The sequence below is a fragment of the Stenotrophomonas sp. YJH_SMC_36 genome (assembly GCF_059369935.1).
Window position 1 is genome coordinate 621760 of the sequence record NZ_JCAFTD010000002.1, and the last position, 19318, is coordinate 641077.

18 protein-coding genes are annotated in these 19318 nt (G+C 67.4%); 7 read left to right on the forward strand and 11 right to left on the reverse strand.

What is annotated here, in order from left to right; translation table 11 throughout:
* Positions 1-46: 46 nt before the first annotated feature.
* Positions 47-1036 carry a sensor domain-containing protein gene (locus AC5P76_RS06095; RefSeq protein WP_053519901.1) on the reverse strand — a complete coding sequence of 330 codons (990 nt, stop codon included), beginning with the start codon at positions 1034-1036 and terminating at the stop codon, positions 47-49.
* Positions 1033-1398: a PadR family transcriptional regulator gene (locus AC5P76_RS06100; RefSeq protein WP_111185797.1), complete on the reverse strand. Its 366-nt coding sequence runs from the start codon at positions 1396-1398 to the stop codon at positions 1033-1035. Before AC5P76_RS06100 ends, AC5P76_RS06095 begins: the two co-directional genes overlap by 4 nt.
* 136 nt (positions 1399-1534) lie before the next feature.
* Between AC5P76_RS06100 and AC5P76_RS06105 the strand changes: the two genes are divergently transcribed.
* Positions 1535-2437: a peptidylprolyl isomerase gene (locus AC5P76_RS06105; RefSeq protein WP_180875676.1), complete on the forward strand. Its 903-nt coding sequence runs from the start codon at positions 1535-1537 to the stop codon at positions 2435-2437.
* Positions 2438-3027: 590 nt separating this feature from the next.
* Here AC5P76_RS06105 and AC5P76_RS06110 read toward each other — a convergent pair.
* A complete protein-coding gene (locus AC5P76_RS06110; protein ID WP_065174688.1) occupies positions 3028-3900 on the reverse strand; it encodes a DMT family transporter in 873 nt (290 codons plus the stop codon).
* A 115-nt stretch (positions 3901-4015) separates the two neighbouring features.
* Between AC5P76_RS06110 and AC5P76_RS06115 the strand changes: the two genes are divergently transcribed.
* Positions 4016-4960, forward strand: coding sequence for a LysR substrate-binding domain-containing protein (locus AC5P76_RS06115; protein ID WP_053518793.1), 945 nt, complete (start codon positions 4016-4018; stop codon positions 4958-4960).
* 71 nt (positions 4961-5031) lie between these two features.
* Positions 5032-5325, forward strand: a complete 294-nt coding sequence (locus AC5P76_RS06120) for a hypothetical protein (RefSeq protein WP_053518791.1) — start codon at positions 5032-5034, stop codon at positions 5323-5325.
* A gap of 33 nt (positions 5326-5358) precedes the next feature.
* Here AC5P76_RS06120 and AC5P76_RS06125 read toward each other — a convergent pair whose 3' ends face one another.
* The gene (locus AC5P76_RS06125; protein WP_279941816.1) at positions 5359-6156 is read right to left on the reverse strand and encodes a DUF4349 domain-containing protein; all 798 of its coding nucleotides are present in this window, start codon (positions 6154-6156) and stop codon (positions 5359-5361) included.
* Complete coding sequence (locus AC5P76_RS06130) at positions 6153-6509, reverse strand: GFA family protein (RefSeq protein WP_053518787.1); 357 nt, start codon at positions 6507-6509, stop codon at positions 6153-6155. The genes AC5P76_RS06125 and AC5P76_RS06130 overlap by 4 nt, the downstream gene beginning before the upstream one ends.
* Positions 6510-6621: 112 nt before the next feature.
* On the opposite strand from AC5P76_RS06130, the gene AC5P76_RS06135 reads away from it, so the two are divergent.
* Positions 6622-8430: a DUF885 domain-containing protein gene (locus AC5P76_RS06135; RefSeq protein ID WP_495222696.1), complete on the forward strand. Its 1809-nt coding sequence runs from the start codon at positions 6622-6624 to the stop codon at positions 8428-8430.
* Between the two features lie 100 nt (positions 8431-8530).
* Here the strand turns inward: AC5P76_RS06135 and smrA are convergent, their stop codons facing one another.
* Positions 8531-10363: a multidrug efflux ABC transporter SmrA gene (gene smrA / locus AC5P76_RS06140; RefSeq protein WP_459061771.1), complete on the reverse strand. Its 1833-nt coding sequence runs from the start codon at positions 10361-10363 to the stop codon at positions 8531-8533.
* A 130-nt stretch (positions 10364-10493) separates the two neighbouring features.
* Positions 10494-12053 carry a serine hydrolase gene (locus tag AC5P76_RS06145; RefSeq protein WP_460256391.1) on the reverse strand — a complete coding sequence of 520 codons (1560 nt, stop codon included), beginning with the start codon at positions 12051-12053 and terminating at the stop codon, positions 10494-10496.
* Between the two features lie 110 nt (positions 12054-12163).
* Here AC5P76_RS06145 and AC5P76_RS06150 point away from each other — a divergent pair, with 110 nt between their 5' ends.
* From AC5P76_RS06150 to AC5P76_RS06160, 3 genes are read left to right on the forward strand one after another with little or no spacing between them, the layout of a single operon-like run.
* Positions 12164-12607 carry a VOC family protein gene (locus AC5P76_RS06150; protein WP_128990037.1) on the forward strand — a complete coding sequence of 148 codons (444 nt, stop codon included), beginning with the start codon at positions 12164-12166 and terminating at the stop codon, positions 12605-12607.
* Entirely contained in the window at positions 12604-13431 is an 828-nt protein-coding gene (locus tag AC5P76_RS06155; RefSeq protein ID WP_495222697.1) for a DUF72 domain-containing protein, read from the forward strand. Before AC5P76_RS06150 ends, AC5P76_RS06155 begins: the two co-directional genes overlap by 4 nt.
* Before the next feature lie 60 nt (positions 13432-13491).
* On the forward strand, positions 13492-14439 hold the full coding sequence (locus tag AC5P76_RS06160; protein ID WP_495222698.1) for a DMT family transporter: 948 nt from the start codon (positions 13492-13494) through the stop codon (positions 14437-14439).
* Between the two features lie 9 nt (positions 14440-14448).
* Here AC5P76_RS06160 and AC5P76_RS06165 read toward each other — a convergent pair whose 3' ends face one another.
* The 4 genes from AC5P76_RS06165 to AC5P76_RS06180 form a co-directional block, all read right to left on the reverse strand.
* Positions 14449-15609: an AAA family ATPase gene (locus AC5P76_RS06165; protein WP_495222699.1), complete on the reverse strand. Its 1161-nt coding sequence runs from the start codon at positions 15607-15609 to the stop codon at positions 14449-14451.
* A gap of 105 nt (positions 15610-15714) precedes the next feature.
* The gene (locus tag AC5P76_RS06170) at positions 15715-16785 is read right to left on the reverse strand and encodes a sensor domain-containing diguanylate cyclase (RefSeq protein ID WP_180875681.1); all 1071 of its coding nucleotides are present in this window, start codon (positions 16783-16785) and stop codon (positions 15715-15717) included.
* Between the two features lie 74 nt (positions 16786-16859).
* Positions 16860-17582 (reverse strand): pseudouridine synthase, encoded by a 723-nt coding sequence (locus AC5P76_RS06175; RefSeq protein ID WP_053518769.1) that lies wholly within the window; start codon positions 17580-17582, stop codon positions 16860-16862.
* A 34-nt stretch (positions 17583-17616) separates the two neighbouring features.
* A complete protein-coding gene (locus AC5P76_RS06180; protein ID WP_080375311.1) occupies positions 17617-19215 on the reverse strand; it encodes a sensor domain-containing diguanylate cyclase in 1599 nt (532 codons plus the stop codon).
* Between the last annotated feature and the right edge of the window lie 103 nt (positions 19216-19318).

Consider the following 19318-nt stretch of genomic DNA (forward strand, 5'->3'; position numbering starts at 1 on the left):
GGAGTCAGAGCCCTGTTCTGCGAACAGGGATCCGACCCCTCGTCGCTTACAGGCGCACCAGCAGGTTCTTGGCGATCAGGCCATGCAGCTTGCCGATGCCGCGTGCCAGGTGCAGCGTCAGCAGCAGCAGCAGGGCACCCGCCGCGGCGACCACGATCCCGACCAGCGGCGAGGCAGCCATCGGCAGCACGTTCACGCCATCAACGTACACGCCCGGGATTTCCCCGCTGAAGATCGCTGCCACCGGCGCCCAGATCAGTCCCAGCGACAGCGACAGCAGCGTCACCGCGATGGTGAAGTAGACAATGCCCAAGGGCAGCATCAGCACGAAGTACAACAGCGTCAGCCAGGTGCGGCCGTCCGTGAACATGTCGCCGATACGCTGCAGCCAGCTGCGGCTGCGGTCGGTGTAGCGCGGCCGCCGCGGCATGCGCTCGCCCAGCAGCGCCTCGACCAGGCGCCCCTCCAGCAGTGCCAGCCCGCGCACCGAACCGAAGAACAGCACCGTCAACGGCACGCCGATGATCAGGATCAGCAGGCCGAGCGACAGCGACAGGCCGGTCACCACCCAGGTGAAGAAGAAGATGCCGGTGGCCAGCGACAGCAGCATGTAGAACAGCGCGCCATAGGTGTGCGGATCGGCCACCACGCCAAAGAAGCGAGACAGCAGCGAGCGCGGCACCGGCACCGGCGGTGCCGCGGCCGGTTCCACACCACTGGCCTCGGCTGCCACACGCAGCACCGGCGCGGTGTCGGCGCGCGGCGTGCGCAATGCGCGGTTCACGGTGACTTCCGTTTCGCGGTAGATCTCCGCCACTTCATCCGGCGCACCGTAGCTGCCGGCCACATCGGCAATCACCTCCGCCTCGCTGCGACCGGGCTGGGCGGCCAGCTCGGAACGCAGGTATTCCTCGGCGTCATACAGCGCGTCCTGCACCATCGCCGGATCGGCGCCCTGCAGCGCCTCGCGCAGCTGCGCCAGGTACTGCGGGATGGTGGTCGGCAGGGCGCGGCCTGCCAGGCTCGGGTCGTTCATTGCGGTACCCCCTCCAACACGGAATCGACGGAATCACGGGTGGCCTGCCAGGCCTGGCGCCACTGCGCCAGCACTTCGCGGCCACGGTCATTGATGCGGTAGTAGCGCCGGGGCGGCCCGCTGCTGGAGGGCTCGACATGGCTCTCCAGCAGGCCGCCGCTCTCCAGGTTGCGCAGCACCGGGTACAGCGCGCTCTGCTTGCCACTCAGCACGCCCTCGCCCACGCGCTCCAGCTCCTTGGCGATGAGGTACCCGTACAGCGGCTCGCCGGTACGGGCCAGCACCGCCAGCAGGGCCAGCGACACGGTTCCGGCGCTGAGCTCCTTCTGGAACTTCTTCAGGTGGATGTCGTCTTCCGACATGCCCGGCCCTCCACTACGTTGAAGTCCACAGTAGTGCGAAGTTCGGTATAGCGAATGTGTCGTTAGTCATCCTGCCGGTTGGCGTGGCCCTGCGGCTCGCGCAGAATCGAGGGCTCGTTCATGTTCCGGGGTTTCCATGCCGCACCGTCGTCGCCTTGCCCTGACCGCCCTCGCCCTGGCCTGCCTGTTGCCCTCGCTGGCCAGCGCAGCGACGCCCTACCGCAGCCCGCAGCAGATCCTTGACGCCTCGGCCGCCAGCGATTGGCGCACCCCCGACCCGGCCAACCTGCTGTACATGGATCTGCCTGCCGGCCGGGTGATCATCGAACTGGCGCCCCAGTTCGCACCACGCCATGTCGCCAACATCCAGACGTTCGCCCACGAGCACTTCTGGGACGGCACCAGCATCTACCGTTCCCAGGACAACTTCGTCGTGCAGTTCGGCGATGCCGACGCCGATGACCCGGCCAAGGCCAGGCCGTTCGGCAGTGCCGCGCGCAAGCTGCCGGCCGAGTTCGAGCGTGCCAGCGCCGGCCTGAAGGTGAGCGTGCTGCCGGACCGCGATGGCTGGGCGGCGCAGACCGGTTTCGTCGATGGCTTCCCGGTCGGACAGGATCCGCAGGCCGGCAAGGCCTGGCTGGCGCACTGCTACGGCATGCTGGGGGCCGGTCGCAACAACGACGAGGACAGCAGCATCGGTGCCGAACTGTACGTGGTGACCGGGCAGTCGCCACGTCAGCTGGACCGCAACATCACCCTGGTCGGTCGCGTCCTGAAGGGCATGGAACTGCTCAGCGCGATCCCGCGCGGCCCGGCGCCGATGGGCTTCTATGAAGACCCGAAGCTGCGCACGCCGATCATTTCGATCCGCCGTGCCAGCGACGTGACGGCCGCCGAACGCACGCCGATCCAGGTGTTGCGTACTGATTCAAAGACTTTCGCCGATACGGTGGAGGCGCGACGCAATCGCGTGGATGATTTCTACAAGCGTCCGGCTGGGCATATCGATCTGTGCAATGTTCCGGTGCCGGTGCGGTAGGAGCCTGGCTTACTGCGCGTGACGCGTGCTGAAGGTGCTTCACTGTTCATGGGCGTTACTTTTCTTTGTACGCAAAGAAAAGTAACCAAAAGAAACGTTCCGCCGGTCGCGAGCCGGTGCTGCGCACCGGTGCCCTGCGCTCCTCGGCCCGTCGAGGGACGGCGCGGGAACTCGCTGCGCTCAAACACCCGCGCCTCTTCGCCCTCGCCGGACCTGTGGTGCTCGGCTCGCTCAAGGCGGACCCAGATCAAAGTCCACAGCTGCACCCAGTAAACCCACGTCAAGCGTAGATGCTGTTGCTGTTGCTGTTGCTGTTGCTGTTGCCGTTGAACTTGATCTTCAGTCCGCCTTGAGCGAGCCGAGCATCGCAGGGGAATCAGGGGCGAAGAGGTGCCGATGTCTGAGCGCAGCGAGTTCGGCACCGTCCCCTGATTCACCGAGAAGCGCAGGGGACCGACATGCGAAGCACGGCGGCTCGCGGCTTGGCGGCGCGTTTCTTTTGGTTACTTTTCTTTTCGCGCGAAAAGAAAAGTAACACCCATGAACAGTGAAGCACCCTCAGCACGCGCCACGCGCAAAACGCCAACGCATCAGCCCTTCTGACTCACCGCCACGCTACCCAGAATCAACGCACCCGCAATCAGCATCTGCAGCGTCACCGGCTCACCCAGGAACAACCACGCGAACGCCGCACCGAACAGTGGAATCAGGTAGGTCACCGTGGATGCACGCGACGGGCCGATGCGGCCGATCAGACGGTAGAACATCAGGAACGCCAGCCCGGTGCAGGCCACGCCCAAGGCAATCGCCGCGCCCCACGCCTTGAGCGGAATCGCGGCCTGCGGCCAATGGCTCACCGCCATCGGCAGCATCCACAGCGAGGCGCAGGACAGCGTCGCCGCCGCCGCGGCAGCAGACGGCAGGCCCGCCATGTGCCGCTTCACCAGGTTCACCCCCAGTCCGTACAGCAGCGATGCCGCGGCGCCGGCCAGCACGGCCGTGCCGATGCCCAGGCCCGAGACCTTGGCCGTCGCCAGCACCACCACGCCGGCAAAGCCGACCAGCAACGCACCCGCGCGACGCACACCGATCTTCTCGCCGAAGAACAGGAAGGCGATGAGCGCGGCGAACAGGACCGTCATCGCATTGCAGATCGCACCGATCGCCGCCGGTGCGTGCTCGGCGGCGTAGGCGAACAGCACGAACGGCAACGCCGAGTTGACCAGGCCGATCGGCGCCAGCCACAGCCAGCGCCGCGGCGGGAACTGCGCCCGCGCGCGCCACAGGAACGGCAGCAGTACCAGTGCCCCCAGCAGCAGACGCACCTCGACCAGGGCGAACGGGCCGAACGATGGCACCGCCACCCGCATGAACAGGAACGAGCACCCCCAGATGGCGCCCAGCAGGGTCAACTCCAGCGGCGTGCGCCAGTCGCGCTCGGCCGCCTGTGGGACCGCATTCATGCCCTGCCTCCGTCCATCATCCACTCCTCGGTTGGTACAACAGGATCAGACGCAGACGCCCGCCGCACAAGCGCGTAGTATCGCTGCCAGCCACAAATATGGTTTGAGGCTGGACATGCAGCTACGCCCTTCCCTGCTCCCTGCCCTGGCCGTGTTCGCGGTCGCCGCGCGCCACCAGAACTTCGCCCAGGCCGCGCAGGAACTGCACCTGACCGCCAGCGCGGTCAGCCACCATGTCCGCCGCCTGGAAGAGGTGCTGGAAACCCGCCTGTTCCTGCGCCATGCCCGCGGCGTGCGGCTGACCGCCGAAGGCCGGCAGCTGGCCGACGCCGCCAGTGCGGCGTTCACCGATGTCGCCGCCGTCGCCCACAACCTGCATCCGGATGCGGACAGCGTGCCGCTGCGCATCACCACCCTGCGCTCGCTGTCGTACTGCTGGCTGCTGCCACGCCTGCCGCGCTTCACCCAGGCGCATCCGCACATCCGGGTGGAACTGCACACCGGCAGCGGCCTGGACCGCTACGACGACAACGGACCGGAGGTGGGCATCCGCTATGGCCTGGGCCAGTGGCCGGGGCTGCACGCGCAACACCTGATGGACGACAGCCTGTTCCCGGTCGCCTCGCCGGCGCTGCCGGGCGTGGAAGCCCTGCACGATCCTGCGCGCATCGCCGAGCTGCCGCTGCTGACCGATCTCTCGCCGCAGGGCTGGCGCGACTGGTTCCGCCATGCGGGCGTACGTCCGCCCTCGCCGCTGCCGCCGATGCACACCTTCGCCGACAGCACCGATGCGATGCGGGCCGCGGTGTATGGCATGGGCGCGGTGCTGGCGCGCACCCACATCGCCCAACCCTACCTGCAGCGCTACGAGGTGGTGCGGCTGCCTGGGCCCGCCCTGAAGGCCCGCTATGCGTATTACGTGGTGCATGCCGAAGGCCAGCCGCCCAGCCCTGCCGCACGCCTGTTCATCGATTGGCTGCTGGCCCAGGCACAGGACGACCGCACACCGATCCCGGCACTGCCCGACAGTCTGCTCGGCCGCGCGCCCACGCCCGGCTGACCAGGCCCTCACCCGGTCTTTGCCCATCGCTGGCTACGCTGCGGATACCTCCACAACGACCTGCATCTGCCATGGCCCTGCTGCGAATGCGCATTACTGGAACCGAAGACGACGCCCGTGCGATCAGCGACCTGCTGCTGGGCCTGGAAGGCATCGAACATGTCGAGGAAACCGACGATCTGATGCCACACATGGACGACGATGACTCCAGTTCGGCAGGACTGTCCGATGACATCGGTCCGGGCATCCACGAACTGGAGGTGGAGGTGGGCAACGAAAGCACCGCGCAGAAGGTTCGTGACGCGGTGCAGGAGCTTGCGCTGGAGCTGGACGTGTTCGTCGAATACGAGACCGACGAAGGCTGAGCATCGCCGGGCGTGGCCCGGCGAACCCGCGCGTTACGGCGTCCGACGGCGGCGACGCAACCCCGCCCTCACACCCCATCCTGCGATCAATGCCAGTACCGCGACCGGCAGCAATGCAGCCGCCGCACGGATCAGGAAGGCGATACTGGTACTGAGGATGCTGCCCGACTCGCTCAGCGCATCGCCGATCTCGCTGCGGCCGCGCTCGCCGGAGGTGGTACCGAAGTGCAGCGTCAGCAGCTGCGTATCGATGCGGCGACGCTGCTGCGCGGCGTCCTTGCTGGCCTGCTCCACCCCCGCCTCGATCTCCGACAGGCGCGTGCTGATCGCCAGCAGATCCTCGATCTTCAGACCGCCACGGTCCTGGTAGGCGAGCAGGCGTGCGTGTTCCTTCTCCAACCGTGCCTTGGTCAACGCGGTATCGGCCACCTGCTGTGCAAGATCCTCGGCGCGGGTGGTGCGCGACTGCAGTGTGCCGCCCTCGCCCGCCAGGCCGATCAGGGGCTCCACGCCCTTCGGCGCGATGCGCACACGGACCTCGCCGCTGGGCGAATCGCCACTGCGCTGGTCCACCTGCAGCACCGCACAGTCGCCGAACTTCGCACTCTGGCAGGCCTGCGCGACCTGCTGGATGCGCGGCGCGATCGCTTCCGCGTCCAGCTGTACCTGTACGTCGTGTTCATAGGCCAGGAAGGCGCCTTCGGGCGACGCCACGGCTTCGGCTGTGGCACCACCGGCGCCGGCCGCGTGCTCCACCTTCGCGCAGGCCGCCAGGGCCAGCACGAGTGCCGGCACGGTCAATGCGCCCACCCATCCATGCCGGACCGTCACGCTGCGGCTCCGTCGTAGGAGGTCACCGACAGGCCGGCCAGGTCGACCTGCGGCAGGCAGCGTACGTTGACCGCCACCATGGCCGCACCGCTGCGCGGATCCACGGCCTCGCTGTACGGTGCAGTGCCGCACTCGCGGCAATGGTGGTGGTCGATGTGGTGCCTGTTGAACTGGTAGGTGGCCACATCGGCTGGATCGGTCTGCAGCTGGAATGCCTCGCGCGGCGCAAACCACAGCAGGCTGCCGCGGCGGCGGCACATCGAGCAGTTGCAGTCGATGACGTCGCTGATCGGGGCCTCGGCCTGCACCGTGAATGCGATCCTGCCGCAATGGCAGCTTCCCTGGTATTCCATGTCCTTTTCTCCGCTGGCGGGTCCGTGTAGGTGCCAATGGTAATCCTATGGCACGGGGACAAAGCAGCCCTGGCGGCCTATGCTCGGGGTTTGACCCCGTACAGGAATGCCGATGCGCCCGCATCTTCTTGCCCTCGCCCTGGTCGCCGCCCTCGCCGGCTGCCAGCAGGCCGACGCCCCGACCACCGGTTCCACCTCCGCCGCCAGCCAGCAGGCCGGTGACGCGGCAGCCGATTCGGCCTTTGCCGATCTGTCCAAGCGCGCCCTGGACACCTGGATGCAGTTGTCCCCGGTCAGCGCCACCCAGATCGGCGACCACCGCTACGACAGCGAGATCGACGACCTGAGTGCGGCCGGCCAGCAGAAGACTGTCGCCGCCTACAAGGCATTGCTGGGCGAGCTGGACAGGATCGACGTGGCCAAGCTGGGCCGGGAGAACCAGGTCGATGCCGCCATCCTGCGCAACCAGCTGCAGTCGGAAATCTGGAACGCCGAAGTGCTGCAGTCCGGCAAGTGGGATCCGCAGCTGTACAACGGCATCGCCGGCAGCGCGATCTACGGCCTGATGGCACGCGAGTTCGCGCCGCTGCCGGAACGGCTGAAGTCGGCCACCGCGCGCATGGAAAAGCTGCCGGCGATCTTCGCCCAGGCCCGCGAGAACCTCGATCCGGCGCGTGTGCCGAAGATCCATGCCGAGACGGTGGCCAAGCAGAACAAGGGCATTCTCAGCATCGTCGATACCTTCATCACCCCGCATATCGGCGAACTGCCGCAGGCCGACCAGCAGCGCCTGCAGGCCGCCATCGATGGCCTGAAGAAGGCCGTGGACGAGCAGCAGACCTGGCTGGACAAGACCCTCGTGCCGAACGCGAAGGGTGATTTCCGCATCGGTGCGGAGAAGTACGACCAGAAGCTCAAGTTCGCCCTCAGTTCTTCGCTGTCGCGGCAGGAGATCGGTGAGCGCGCGCGTGCCGAGCTCAAGCGCGTGCGCGAAGACATGTACGGCATCGCGCAGACGGTGCTGAAGGACAAGCCGGGCGCGCCGGAGATGCCGGCGCAGCCGACCGACGAGCAGCAGCAGAAGGCCATCGAGGCCGCGCTGGAACTGGCCTACGCCGACAAGCCGGCACGTGACAAGGTGGTCGACGACGCCAAGGCCGCGCTGGACCAGTCAACCGCGTTCGTGCGCGAGCACGACCTGATGACGCTGCCGGATGCGCCGGTGGACATCATCCTGATGCCGGAATTCCAGCGTGGCGTGGCCGTGGCCTACTGCGATTCGCCGGGCCCGCTGGACAAGAACCTGAAGACCTTCTACGCGGTGTCGCCGATTCCCGACGACTGGAACGACAAGCAGGTCGATTCCTTCCTGCGTGAGTACAACTCGCGCATGATCCACCTCCTGAGCATCCATGAGGGCACGCCGGGCCATTACCTGGAAGGCTGGCATTCGGCCAAGTTCCCCTCGACCCTGCGCGCGGTACTGCGGTCGGGCCTGTTCGCCGAAGGCTGGGCGGTCTACACCGAGCGCATGATGCAGGAGCAGGGTTACCTCGACAACGATCCGCTGTTCCACCTGGTGCAGCTGAAGTTCTACCTGCGCACGATCTCCAACGCCATCCTCGACCAGGGCGTGCACGTGGACAACTGGGATCGCGAGAAGGCGATGCACCTGATGACCCACGACGCGTTCCAGCAGGAGAGCGAAGCGGCCGGCAAGTGGGTGCGCGCGCAGCTGACCTCGGCGCAGCTGCCGACCTACTTCGTGGGTGCGCAGGAGCACTTCGACACCCGCAAGGCAATGCAGGACAAGCTGGGCGACACGTTCAACCTGAAGGCCTACCACGACCAGATGCTGTCCTACGGCGCACCGCCGGTGCGCTTCGCCCGCCAGCTGATGCTGGACCAGCCCATCGAGTAAGCGGCTGCGCTGGATGTGGATGATGAACGGCCCGGGCAACCGGGCCGTTCTTCTTTGCGCCGCATCCACGCCCTGCGCGGAACGGCCGCAGCCGAAACGGCTACTGGTCGGCCGCCACGAACCCGCCGGTCTGCCGTGCCCACAGCCGCGCATACAGACCACCGGCCGCGATCAGCTCGGCATGGCTGCCGGTTTCCACGATCCGGCCCTGGTCCATGACCACCAGACGGTCCATGCGCGCGATGGTCGACAGCCGATGCGCGATCGCGATCACCGTCTTGCCTCCCATCAGTTCGTCCAGGCTGTCCTGGATCGCGGCTTCCACTTCCGAATCCAGCGCCGACGTCGCCTCGTCCAGCACCAGGATCGGCGCGTCCTTCAGCAGCACCCGGGCAATGGCGATGCGCTGGCGCTGGCCGCCGGACAGCTTCACCCCACGCTCGCCGACATGTGCGTCGTAGCCACGGCGCCCCTGCCCGTCCGCCAGCGTGTCGATGAACGCTTCCGCACGCGCCTTGGCGACCGCAGCACGCAACTGATCATCGGTGGCATCCGGGCGCCCGTACAGCAGGTTGTCGCGGATCGAGCGGTGCAGCAGCGAGGTGTCCTGGGTCACCACGCCGATCTGTTGGCGCAGGCTCTCCTGTGTGACATGCGCGATGTCCTGGCCGTCGATCAGGATGCGGCCGCTTTCCAGGTCATACAGCCGCAGCAGCACATTGACCAGGGTCGACTTGCCGGCACCGGAGGGCCCGACCAGGCCGATCTTCTCGCCCGGCTTCACCACCAGGTCCAGGCCGGCGATCACGCCGCCCTTCTTGCCGTAGTGGAAATGGACATCCTGGAAGTGCACGCCGCCCTGGGTGACCTGCAGCGGCACGGCGTCCTCACGGTCCTGCACGGTCAGCGGCTGGGCGATGGTGGTGATGCCGTCCTGCACCGTACCGATGTCCTCGAAGATGCCGTTGATGGTCCACATGATCCAGCCCGACATGTTGTGGATGCGGATGACCAGGCCCGTCGCCAAGGTGATCGCGCCGACGGTGATGTGGCCACCGTTCCACAGCCACAGTGCCAGGCCACAGGTCCCGGCGATCAGGAAGCCGTTGACGATGGCGATGGCCAGGTCCATGCCGGTCGTCACCCGGGTCTGCGCGCGGTGCTTGACCGCCAGCTCCTGGATCGACTCGGCCACGTAGGCCTGCTCGCGGCCGCCATGGGCGAACAGCTTCAGCGTAGGAATGTTGGTGTAGCCATCGACGATGCGACCCATCGCCTTGGAGCGTGCTTCCGAGGCGATCCATGCCCGCTCCTTCGCGCGCGGCACGAAGTAGACCATGATCACTGCATAGGCAATCAGCCACAGCAGCAACGGCATCATCAATCGCCAGTCGGCCTGTGCGAACAGATACAGCGCGGTGCCGGTATAGACCACGATGTACCAGAGCGAGTCGACCATCTGCACAGCGGATTCGCGCAGCGACGTCCCGGTCTGCATCACCCGGTTGGCGACGCTGCCTGCGAAGTCGTTCTGGAAGAAGCTCAGGCTCTGACGTACCACGTAGTTGTGCATCAACCAGCGCGAACGATTGCTCAGGCCTGGCACGATGGCCTGGTTGACCAGCAGGTTGTGCAGGCCGACCAGCACCGGGCGCGCGATCACGGTGATGAACAGCATCCAGCCCAGCTCATTGGCGTGACGTTTGAAAAAGCCGGCGCCGGGCTGCTCGGCGACCATGTCGACGATGCGGCCCAGGTAATCGAACATCGCCACTTCCACCAGCGCCAGCAGCAGGCCAGCGATCAGCGTGGCCAACAGCACCGGCCACACCGGCCGGAGGTAGTGCAGGTAGAACGGCAGCACCCTGCGCGGCGGCATGCGCCCGTCCACGGGCGGGAACACCGGAATCAGGGATTCAAACCAACGGAACATTGCATTCCCTCGCCTCTTGCAACCGACGGAGTATCCCATGCCGGATGTGTACGCCAACCGACGATGCGCGGTGCCGGTAGCGCCGGCCCGTGTTCGCCGGGCATGGCCCGGCGCTACCGATCATGCGGCGTCAGTTGACCGGGGTGAACAGCAGGTCCTGGAAGTCGAAGCTGAAATCGGTCAGGTCGGAGATCGGCTGCATGCGCACCTCGCGCACCTTGCCATCCGGGTCGAGACTGATGTTCACGAAGGCATCGGCATTGAGCGAACGGTCGTCCCAGCGCACGATGAAGGTGTCGTGCTGCCAGTGCTCCAGCCGGCCGCTCAGCTGCGCGGTCTTCATGAAGCGCAGGCGCAGCCCCTTGCCTTCCGTGCTGATCTGCATGTCGCCATACCAGCGGTCGCGGAAGGTGCCGGTGTAACCGGCCAGCGGCAGCGAGGGAGTGCTGCCCCTGACACGCGCTGCCTGGTGCTTGGCCCAGGCCTCATCGGCCTTGTCCTGGCCCTTGGCCACGGCCTTGGCATAGGCGTCCACCCAGTCGTGCTTCTCCGCACTCAGATAGGCATCGAGCACGCTCAGCGTGATCGCGTTGAACGCAGCGCCCACTTCCTGGTTGGTCAGCACCACGACCCCCAGCTTCTCGCCCGGCACCAGCGTCAGCCGCGAGACCATGCCCGGCCAGCCACCGGTGTGCCAGACCAGCTTCTGCCCGCGGTAATCGCTCAGGCTCCAGCCTTCGCCGTAACCGGCGAAGTTCGGCCGCGCCGGTGCCAGCTCCGGCACGCTCGGCGCCGGAATCGACTGCGGCGTGATCATGCGCCACATCTGCTGCTGGCTCTTCGCGGTGAACAGCGGGCTGCCATCGGCCAGCGCGCCCTCGGCCAGCTGCACCTGCATCCAGCGCGCCATGTCGTGCGCGCTGGAATAGATGCCGCCGGCCCCGGCATTGTTCGACCAGGTCAGCGGTGCGACGGTGCGCAGATCCTTGAAATCGTACTTGGCGTGTCCGACGGCCGCCTTGTCGCCGGGCCGCAGGTGGTCGGCGTTGTAGCGCGTGCCCGCCATGCCCACCTTGTCGAAGATGCGGGTCTGCAGGAACTGCTGGTAGCTCATGCCGGAAACGTGCTCGATCACCTGCTGGGCGACGGCGTACAGGATGTTGTCGTAGGCATAGCTCTCGCGGAATCCCCCTTTCAACGGCACCTTGCCCAGCCGCTCCACCACTTCGGCATTGCTGTAGGCGGTGGCCGGCCAGAACAGCAGGTCGCCCGCGCCCAGGCTGAGGCCGCTGCGATGCGAGAGCAGGTCACGGATCGTCATCTGCCCGGTCACGAACGGATCGGACATGCGGAACGACGGCAGGTGGTCAATCACCTTGTCGTCCATCTTCAGCTTGCCGTCCTCGGCCAGCAGGTTCAGCGAGGTGGCGGTGAACGCTTTGGTATTGGAGGCGATCGCGAACAGGGTATCGGCCTGCACAGGATCCTGCCTGCCCTGCTCACGCACGCCCCAGCCGCGTTCCAGCACCACCTTGCCGTCCTTGACCACGGCAACGGCGATGCCCGGCACGTCGAACTGCGCACGCACGCGCTCGACGGTCGCATCCAGATCCTGCAGCTGCGGGGGCGTTGCAGCATTCGCCATGGTCGTGCAGGCCAGCAGCACGGCTCCTCCAATCCAGGTATTCATCCAGAACCATCTCCGAGCAGGGGTCGCGGCCATGTGCAGGCCATCACCGGGGTTTCGCGGGATGGTAACGGTCGCCGGCGCATCGTGCCCTGTGCCATAGGAGGGGTGCCATGGACGAGAACGGCCGATCAAGCAGTGGATCCACCATCATTCCGTGCCTGCGCTACCGCGACGCGCTGGCGGCGATCGACTGGCTGCAGCGCGCGTTCGGCTTCCAGGCGCAGGCGGTGTACGCCGATGGCGACGTGGTGTTCCACGCGCAGCTGGTGTTCGGGCACGGCATGATCATGCTGGGTTCGACCAGCAACGACAGCGCGTGGTCGAAGCTGGCGGTGATGCCTGACGAAACAGGGGGCCGCCAGACCCAGAGCGCCTGCGTGATCGTCAGCGACGCCGACGCGCACTATGCGCGGGCCAAGGCGGCCGGCGCGCGCATCGTGATCGACATTGCCGACCAGGCGTATGGCGGCCGTGGCTACGCCTGTGCCGATCCGGAAGGCTACGTGTGGTGGTTCGGCAGCTACGATCCCTGGCGCGCGGACCACCGCCAGTGACCGCGCCGGCACCCGCCCCCATCCGCTGCGGCATCGGCGGCTGGGTGTTCCCGGAATGGCGCGGCGGCATGTTCTATCCGCCCGGCCTGCCGCAGCGGGAGGAACTGGCGCACGCCAGCCGTGCCCTGCGCTGCATCGAGATCAACGGCACCTTCTATCGCACCCCGACCCCGGCCCAGTGCGCGCAGTGGGCGTCGCAGACTCCGGCCGGCTTCCGCTTCTCCCTGAAGGCACCCCGCTATCTGGTGCAGCGTCGCGACCTGTCCGGCACCGTCGAGGCCGCCGCGCCGTTCCTGCAGGCAGCGATCGCCCTGGGCGACCGCCTCGGGCCGCTGCTGTGGCAGTTCGATCCCCGCCACCCTGCCGATGCCCGGGCACTGGACGCGCTGATGGCCCAGCTGCCGAAGCAGCTCGATGGCCTGGCGCTGCAGCACGCTGTTGAAATCCGCAATCCGCAGGTGCACGGCGCGCCCCTGGTCACTGCCGCGCGCAGGCATGGGGTGGCGTTGGTCATCGAAGACAGCGACGAAGCCCCGCTGCACGGCGACGTCACCGCCAGCTTCGTCTACGCGCGCATCAAGCGCAGCCAGGCCCGTCTGCTGCAGGGGCTGCCTGCCGCCACGCAGCAGCGCTGGGCCGAACGCGCCCGGCGCTGGGCCGTCGGCGAGCCGGTCGACGACCTGCCATGCCTTGCCGGATCCGCCCCATCGACGCCACGAGAGGTGTACCTGCTCTGCATCGGTGCCGGCAAGGCACGCAATCCGGCCGCGGCGATGGCCCTGCAGCGGCGGCTGGACGACCTGCTCGGGTCTCACGGGCGGTAAACGCGGCCAGGATCGAGCTGCCGACGCCCAGCGGTCACCGCCTTGCCGCACAATAGGCGGATGAGCACGCCCGACACCCGCAAAGCACTTTGGCAGATCCACTTCTGTGTCCTGTTGTGGGGCGTCACGGCCATCCTGGGCAAGCTGATCACCTTGCCGGCGCTGCCGCTGGTGTGGTGGCGCATGCTGCTGGTGACGGCGATGCTGGCACTGCTGCCCCGGGTGTGGCGCGGCCTGCGCACGCTGCCGTTGCGGGTGGTGGCCGGATACGCCGGTATCGGTGCGCTGGTCGCCCTGCACTGGCTGACGTTCTATGGTGCGGTGAAACTGGCCAATGCCTCGGTGGCGGCGACCTGCATCGCGCTGGCACCGGTGTTCACCTCGATCATCGAGCCGTGGGTGGCCAAGCGTCCGTTCCAGCTGCGCGAACTGGCCTTCGGATTGGCAGTTCTGCCGGGCGTGGCGCTGGTGGTGGGGGGCGTGCCGGATGGCATGCGGCTGGGGGTTCTGGTTGGCGCGCTGTCTGCACTGCTGGTGGCGGTGTTCGGCTCGCTCAACAAGCGCATGGTCAGCCACGCCGATCCGTTGACGGTGACTGCGCTTGAACTGGGGGCCGGCACCCTGACCCTGACCCTGCTTGCGCCGCTGATGCCCTACCTGCTGCCGGCCCTGGCCACCCCGCTGTGGGTGGTGCCGGACCTGCACGACGGCATCCTGCTGCTGGTACTGGCGGGTATCTGCACCCTGCTGCCGTTCGCCCTCGCCCTAGTCGCGCTGCGCCACCTCAGCGCCTACACCGTGCAGCTGGTGACCAACCTGGAACCGGTGTATGCGGTGCTGCTGGCGGTACTGCTGCTGCGCGAGCAGCACGAAGTCACTCCCTGGTTCTACCTGGGCGTGGCGATCATCGTCGGTGCGGTCTTCCTGCATCCGCTGCTGAACCGCCGCAAGCCATTGCAGCATCCGGAAATCCTCGGCACCGCGGAGGCCCGCAACGTCGCCGACTGAGCGGGCACGTCACCGCCGCGGCCAGTGCCATGCCGGCGCGTCCAGCAGGCCCTGCCCGCTCAGCAGCGTGCGGCCGTGTTCCTTGTGCAGATGCACGGAATGGCATGCGGGCGCCTGCTCCAGAGCGGCGATCAGGCGGCTGGCGTGCGACACCACCCATACCTGGCTGCGTGAACTGGCCGCCACGATCAGCCGCGCCAACGCAGGCAGCAGGTCAGGATGCAGGCTGGTTTCCGGTTCGTTGAGCACCATCAGCGGCGGCGGCCGCGGCGTATGCAGGGCAGCGGCCAGCAGCAGGAAACGCAGCGTGCCGTCGGACAGTTCGGCCATCGACAGCGGTCGCAGCAGGCCGGGCTGGTGAAACCGCAGCACCATCCGTCCATCCAGCACCTCGAATCCCACCGAAGCCCCGGGAAAGGCATCGTCCACCGTGCGAGCCAGCGCGACCGGGTCACCGTTTTCCAGGATGGTCACCCACGCTGCGGCCAGGTCGCGGCCATCGTGGTGCAGCACCGGGGTACGCGTGGCCATCGCCGGCTGCCGTGCCGGGGCATCGGCATCGCTGCGGAAGTGATCGTAGAAGCGCCAGCGCCGGATGTACTCGCGCAGGGCGAAGGTCTCCGGCATGCGCTGCGGATCAGCTGCCTGGGTGAACAGGCTGTCGAACAGCGACAACCGGTCGTCCAGCACATCCCAGCCACGTGCATGGCGCTGCCGCACCATCCCGCCGCGGCGATCCACCAGCTGACTGGCTGTGCGCAGGAAGGGACCGGCCCAGATTGCTTCGGCCTTGATCTGCGGGTCCAGGGCGAATGCCGACAGGCTGGGCGGCGGGTAACCGAGGTCGATGGCGTAGCCGTAGTCATCGGTGGCGAAACCCAGTCTGAGGCCTACCGGCTCCTGTCGCGGCCCTCCCTGCAGCGGAATCTCGCCTGCAGCTACCCGGCGGTCGATCCTGCCGGGCCCTGCCCACAGCGCCGAGCCCAGCCCACCCTCGCGCGCCAGCGCTGAGGCCACCCCGCCCTGGGCGGTTTCAGCCAGCAGGCGCAGCGCCCGATACAGGCTGGACTTGCCGCTGCCGTTGTCGCCGGTGATCACGTTCAGCTGCTGCAACGGCAGCACCAGCGTATGCAGCGAGCGATAATTGGCGACGGCCAGGGTCTGCAGCATGGTGGTCATCCTTGGAAACAAGGCAACCATGGTGACCCCGGGCGTTCGCACCCGCTGCGACCCGGCGCCATGCAGCGATGGGGCCGCCGGTTGCGGACGGCCGGCTCAGTCCGCGAACTCCACGCGGTTGCGTCCGTTGCCCTTGGCCCGGTACAGCGCCGCGTCGGCACGAGCCAGGGTCTGGTCGACACTGTCGCCGGCGCGATGCATGGCCACGCCGATGCTGACCGTGACCGGAAAGCCGAGCGGCAGGTTGCCCACGGCCATACGCAGGAACTCACACTGCACGCCTGCCGCGTGGAGATCCGTGTCCGGCATCACCGCCACGAATTCCTCGCCGCCATACCGCGCCGCCGTTCCGCCGCCGGCGAAATGCCCGCGCAGCAATGCCCCCAGTTCGGCCAGCACACGGTCACCGGTCGCATGCCCGTGGAAATCATTGATGCTCTTGAAGTGGTCGATGTCCAGCAATGCCACGCAAACCTGTCGTGGCTGGCCATCGGCATCGGCGAGGGACTCTTCCAGCGCGATCGCCATCGCCCGCCGGTTCGGAAGCCCGGTCAGTGCATCGGTACGGCTCTGTTCGGCCAGATCCGCGTTCTGTGCCAGCAGCACATCGTGATACTCGGACAACAGGCGTTCGTAGTCATCGCGTTCCAGCATGTGCTTCTGGATGTCCAGTGCAAAGCGGCGCAGCTCCATCACCAGCATCACCTGCCGTGACAGCGCACTGAGTGCCTCGGCCTTGGCCCGTTCCAGATGCTGCGGGCGCGCATCGAACACGCACAGCGTCCCGAGCGGCAGTCCGTCGGAACTGATCAGCGGTGCGCCGGCGTAGAAGCGGATGTGCGGATCGCCCACCACCACCGGATTGTCATGGAAGCGCACGTCCTGCAGTGCGTCCTCGACCACCATCACCTCCTGCGGCTGCAGGATCGCATGGCCGCACATCGATTCGCTGCGCAGGGTCTCGGTGGCATCGATGCCCTGGATCGACTTGAACCATTGCCGCTCAACGTCGATCAGCGTGACGGCCGCCATCGACGTGCCGCAGACCGCCTTGGCGATCACCACCAGATCGTCGAACGATCTCTCGCGTTCCGAATCAAGAATGCGATAGCGGTACAGCGCTTCCAGGCGAAGCGCTTCATTGGCGGGCTTGTCGGGCTTGATCATGCAGCGTCATGTTCCGGCAGGTCTCGGCGGAGTCTATCCGATGCGCGGCCGGACCGACGTCCGACCGCTGTCGTTCACCAGTCCTGCTGCTGCGGCAGCAGGCCGTGCAGTTCCTGCTCGGTCAGGTTGCGCCACTGGCCCGGCTTCAGCGCACCGATCTTGATGTTGTCGATGCGGACGCGGCGCAGCTGGGTGACGCGGTAACCGAATTCCGCCGCCATCAGGCGGATCTGCCGGTTCAGGCCCTGCTCCAGGGTGATGCGGAACCCGAATTTGGCGATGCGCGAGGTGCGGCAAGGCAGGGTCATCTGGTTGTGGATGCGCACACCACGGGCCATGCCGCGCAGGAACTCGTCGGTGACCGGCTTGTTCACCGCCACCAGATACTCCTTCTGGTGGCCATTCTCGGCACGAAGGATCTGGTTGACGATGTCGCCATTGCTGGTCATCAGGATCAGTCCTTCCGACTCCTTGTCCAGGCGGCCGATCGGGAAGATGCGCTGCTCGTGGCCGACGAAGTCGACGATGTTGCCCTTCACCGAGCTTTCGGTGGTGCAGGTGACGCCGACCGGCTTGTTCAGCGCAATGTAGACGTGGCGGCGCGCCCCCGGCTTGCGTGCGGTACGGGCACGCAGCGGCTGGCCGTCGACCAGCACCTGGTCGCCCTCGCCGACCACGGCACCGGTGCCGGCCGGATGGCCGTTGACGGTGACCCGGCGGGCGGCGATCAGGCGGTCGGCCTCGCGACGGGAGCAGAAGCCGGTATCGGCGATATGTTTGTTGAGTCGGGTGGTCATCGCCCTATTATCCGGCATCGCCGCCCTGTCAGGTTCATGCCGGTGCGGGTGGATCCAGTTCTTCGCCGTCAAACACCCGGTTACGGCCCGCGCGCTTGGCCACGTACATGGCATGGTCGGCCCGGCGCAGCAGCGCGGCCAGGTCGTCCTCGCCCGGCCGCCACTGGGCCAGGCCGATGCTGGCAGTCACCTCCAGCCCCGGCACCTGCAGGGCCTGGCAGGCCTCGGTGATGCGCTGGCGCAGGCGATCCAGCCGCGCCGCCGCCGCCTCGCGCGGCATGCCCGGCATCAGCAGCAGGAACTCCTCGCCGCCCATCCGCACCACCTGGTCCTGGCTGCGCACGGCGGCCCGCAGCGCACGGGCCACGGCGACCAGCACCTGGTCACCGACCTCATGCCCGTGGCGGTCGTTGATGTCCTTGAACAGATCAATGTCGAGGAAGCCGATCACCATCGGGCCACGCTCACGATCCACCCGTTCCAGATGATGGCCGAGCTCCCGCAGACCGGCGCGGCGGTTAGGCAGCCCGGTCAGGCCGTCGGTCTCGGCCAGCTGGCGCATCTCGTCACGCTGCTGGCGCAGGCGTCCCAGCCGCAGGTTCAGGGCGTAGGCCGCCATCATCAGCAGCCAGGTGATTGCCAGCTGCAGCGCCTCCACCCGGTACTCCAGCAGCCACTCCGCAGCGCAGGCGTCGGCGCCGATCAGCACCAGCATCGGCGCCAGCGCCGCCAATCCAGCCAGTGCCCAGCGGTCGCCACGCCACCGCGCCCCTATCCCCATCAGCAGGGAGACGCCGCAGCCGGCCAGGTAGGTCACCTGCAGCCCCTGCGCGACCCATCCGAGCTGATCCCAGCGCAGCCACGGCACCAGCGCGGCTACGCCCAGCAGGGCGCACAGGACCATCTGCTGGAGCAGGCGTGACTTCGGCCACAACCGGTCGCCACCGTTCAGCCACCACAGGGCAGGCAGCACCAGTGCCTGGCTCGCTGCCGTCAGCGCCAGCAGCCACCAGGCGCCACGCGTGCCGACCGGCAGCCACGGCTCCGGATAGCCGCTGAGGCCTCCGAGGATGGCCTGCCACAGCACCAGCACGCCGGTACCCGCGATGTACACCAGGAAGCTGCGATCACGGGTGGTCAGATAGGCCATCAGCGCCGACAGCGCCAAGGCCAGCGCCACCGCGATGCAGGCCGCGCGGACCAGCAGCCGCGCAGTGTCGTTCTGCTGCACCGGGCTGGGTGCGCCGAGCCGTAGCGTCGGTACCCAACGATCCTTCAGCGGCGTCTGCCACGAGACCAGGAATGGCTCGTGACTGCCGGCCGGCGGCACCGCAACCAGGCCCACGCCGGCACGGAAACGCGAGTCGCGGGTACGCGCATCATGCATGTCGCCGCAGATCTCCCGGTCGCCGTGCCGTACCTGGACCTCGCCCGCGAACACATTGAACACATCCAGCGCCTGGGGTTCGCCCGACCAGCCCGCCGGCGGCGCCGGCACCCTCACCTGCTGGCGTGGCCCGGCCAGCATCTGCGCAGTACAGGCGCGATGGGGCGTAGGCTCGGCGGTGGCAACGCCCACCAGCAGGTAGTCGGGACCGTGCATCGCCGCACCGGCCTGCGCAGGCCACGGCATTGCCAACCACACCAGCAGCACGACCAGCACCACCCCAGTTCCGTACTGCCACTGCCTGACGACCACGCCACATCCTGTTCTGCTTACGCCCGCGCCCACTGCG

Excerpts from the sequence above, each read along its gene's own strand:
- AC5P76_RS06110 (WP_065174688.1), bottom strand. The coding sequence starts at position 3,900 with ATGAATGCGGTCCCACAGGCGGCCGAGCGCGACTGGCGCACGCCGCTG.
- smrA (WP_459061771.1), bottom strand. The coding sequence starts at position 10,363 with ATGTTCCGTTGGTTTGAATCCCTGATTCCGGTGTTCCCGCCCGTGGAC.
- AC5P76_RS06165 (WP_495222699.1), bottom strand. The coding sequence starts at position 15,609 with ATGCTGCAGACCCTGGCCGTCGCCAATTATCGCTCGCTGCATACGCTG.
- AC5P76_RS06095 (WP_053519901.1), bottom strand. The coding sequence starts at position 1,036 with ATGAACGACCCGAGCCTGGCAGGCCGCGCCCTGCCGACCACCATCCCG.
- AC5P76_RS06130 (WP_053518787.1), bottom strand. The coding sequence starts at position 6,509 with ATGGAATACCAGGGAAGCTGCCATTGCGGCAGGATCGCATTCACGGTG.
- AC5P76_RS06180 (WP_080375311.1), bottom strand. The coding sequence starts at position 19,215 with ATGCCGTGGCCTGCGCAGGCCGGTGCGGCGATGCACGGTCCCGACTAC.
- AC5P76_RS06100 (WP_111185797.1), bottom strand. The coding sequence starts at position 1,398 with ATGTCGGAAGACGACATCCACCTGAAGAAGTTCCAGAAGGAGCTCAGC.
- AC5P76_RS06120 (WP_053518791.1), top strand. The coding sequence starts at position 5,032 with ATGGCCCTGCTGCGAATGCGCATTACTGGAACCGAAGACGACGCCCGT.
- AC5P76_RS06150 (WP_128990037.1), top strand. The coding sequence starts at position 12,164 with ATGGACGAGAACGGCCGATCAAGCAGTGGATCCACCATCATTCCGTGC.
- AC5P76_RS06145 (WP_460256391.1), bottom strand. The coding sequence starts at position 12,053 with ATGAATACCTGGATTGGAGGAGCCGTGCTGCTGGCCTGCACGACCATG.
- AC5P76_RS06170 (WP_180875681.1), bottom strand. The coding sequence starts at position 16,785 with ATGATCAAGCCCGACAAGCCCGCCAATGAAGCGCTTCGCCTGGAAGCG.
- AC5P76_RS06115 (WP_053518793.1), top strand. The coding sequence starts at position 4,016 with ATGCAGCTACGCCCTTCCCTGCTCCCTGCCCTGGCCGTGTTCGCGGTC.
- AC5P76_RS06135 (WP_495222696.1), top strand. The coding sequence starts at position 6,622 with ATGCGCCCGCATCTTCTTGCCCTCGCCCTGGTCGCCGCCCTCGCCGGC.
- AC5P76_RS06175 (WP_053518769.1), bottom strand. The coding sequence starts at position 17,582 with ATGACCACCCGACTCAACAAACATATCGCCGATACCGGCTTCTGCTCC.
- AC5P76_RS06105 (WP_180875676.1), top strand. The coding sequence starts at position 1,535 with ATGCCGCACCGTCGTCGCCTTGCCCTGACCGCCCTCGCCCTGGCCTGC.
- AC5P76_RS06160 (WP_495222698.1), top strand. The coding sequence starts at position 13,492 with ATGAGCACGCCCGACACCCGCAAAGCACTTTGGCAGATCCACTTCTGT.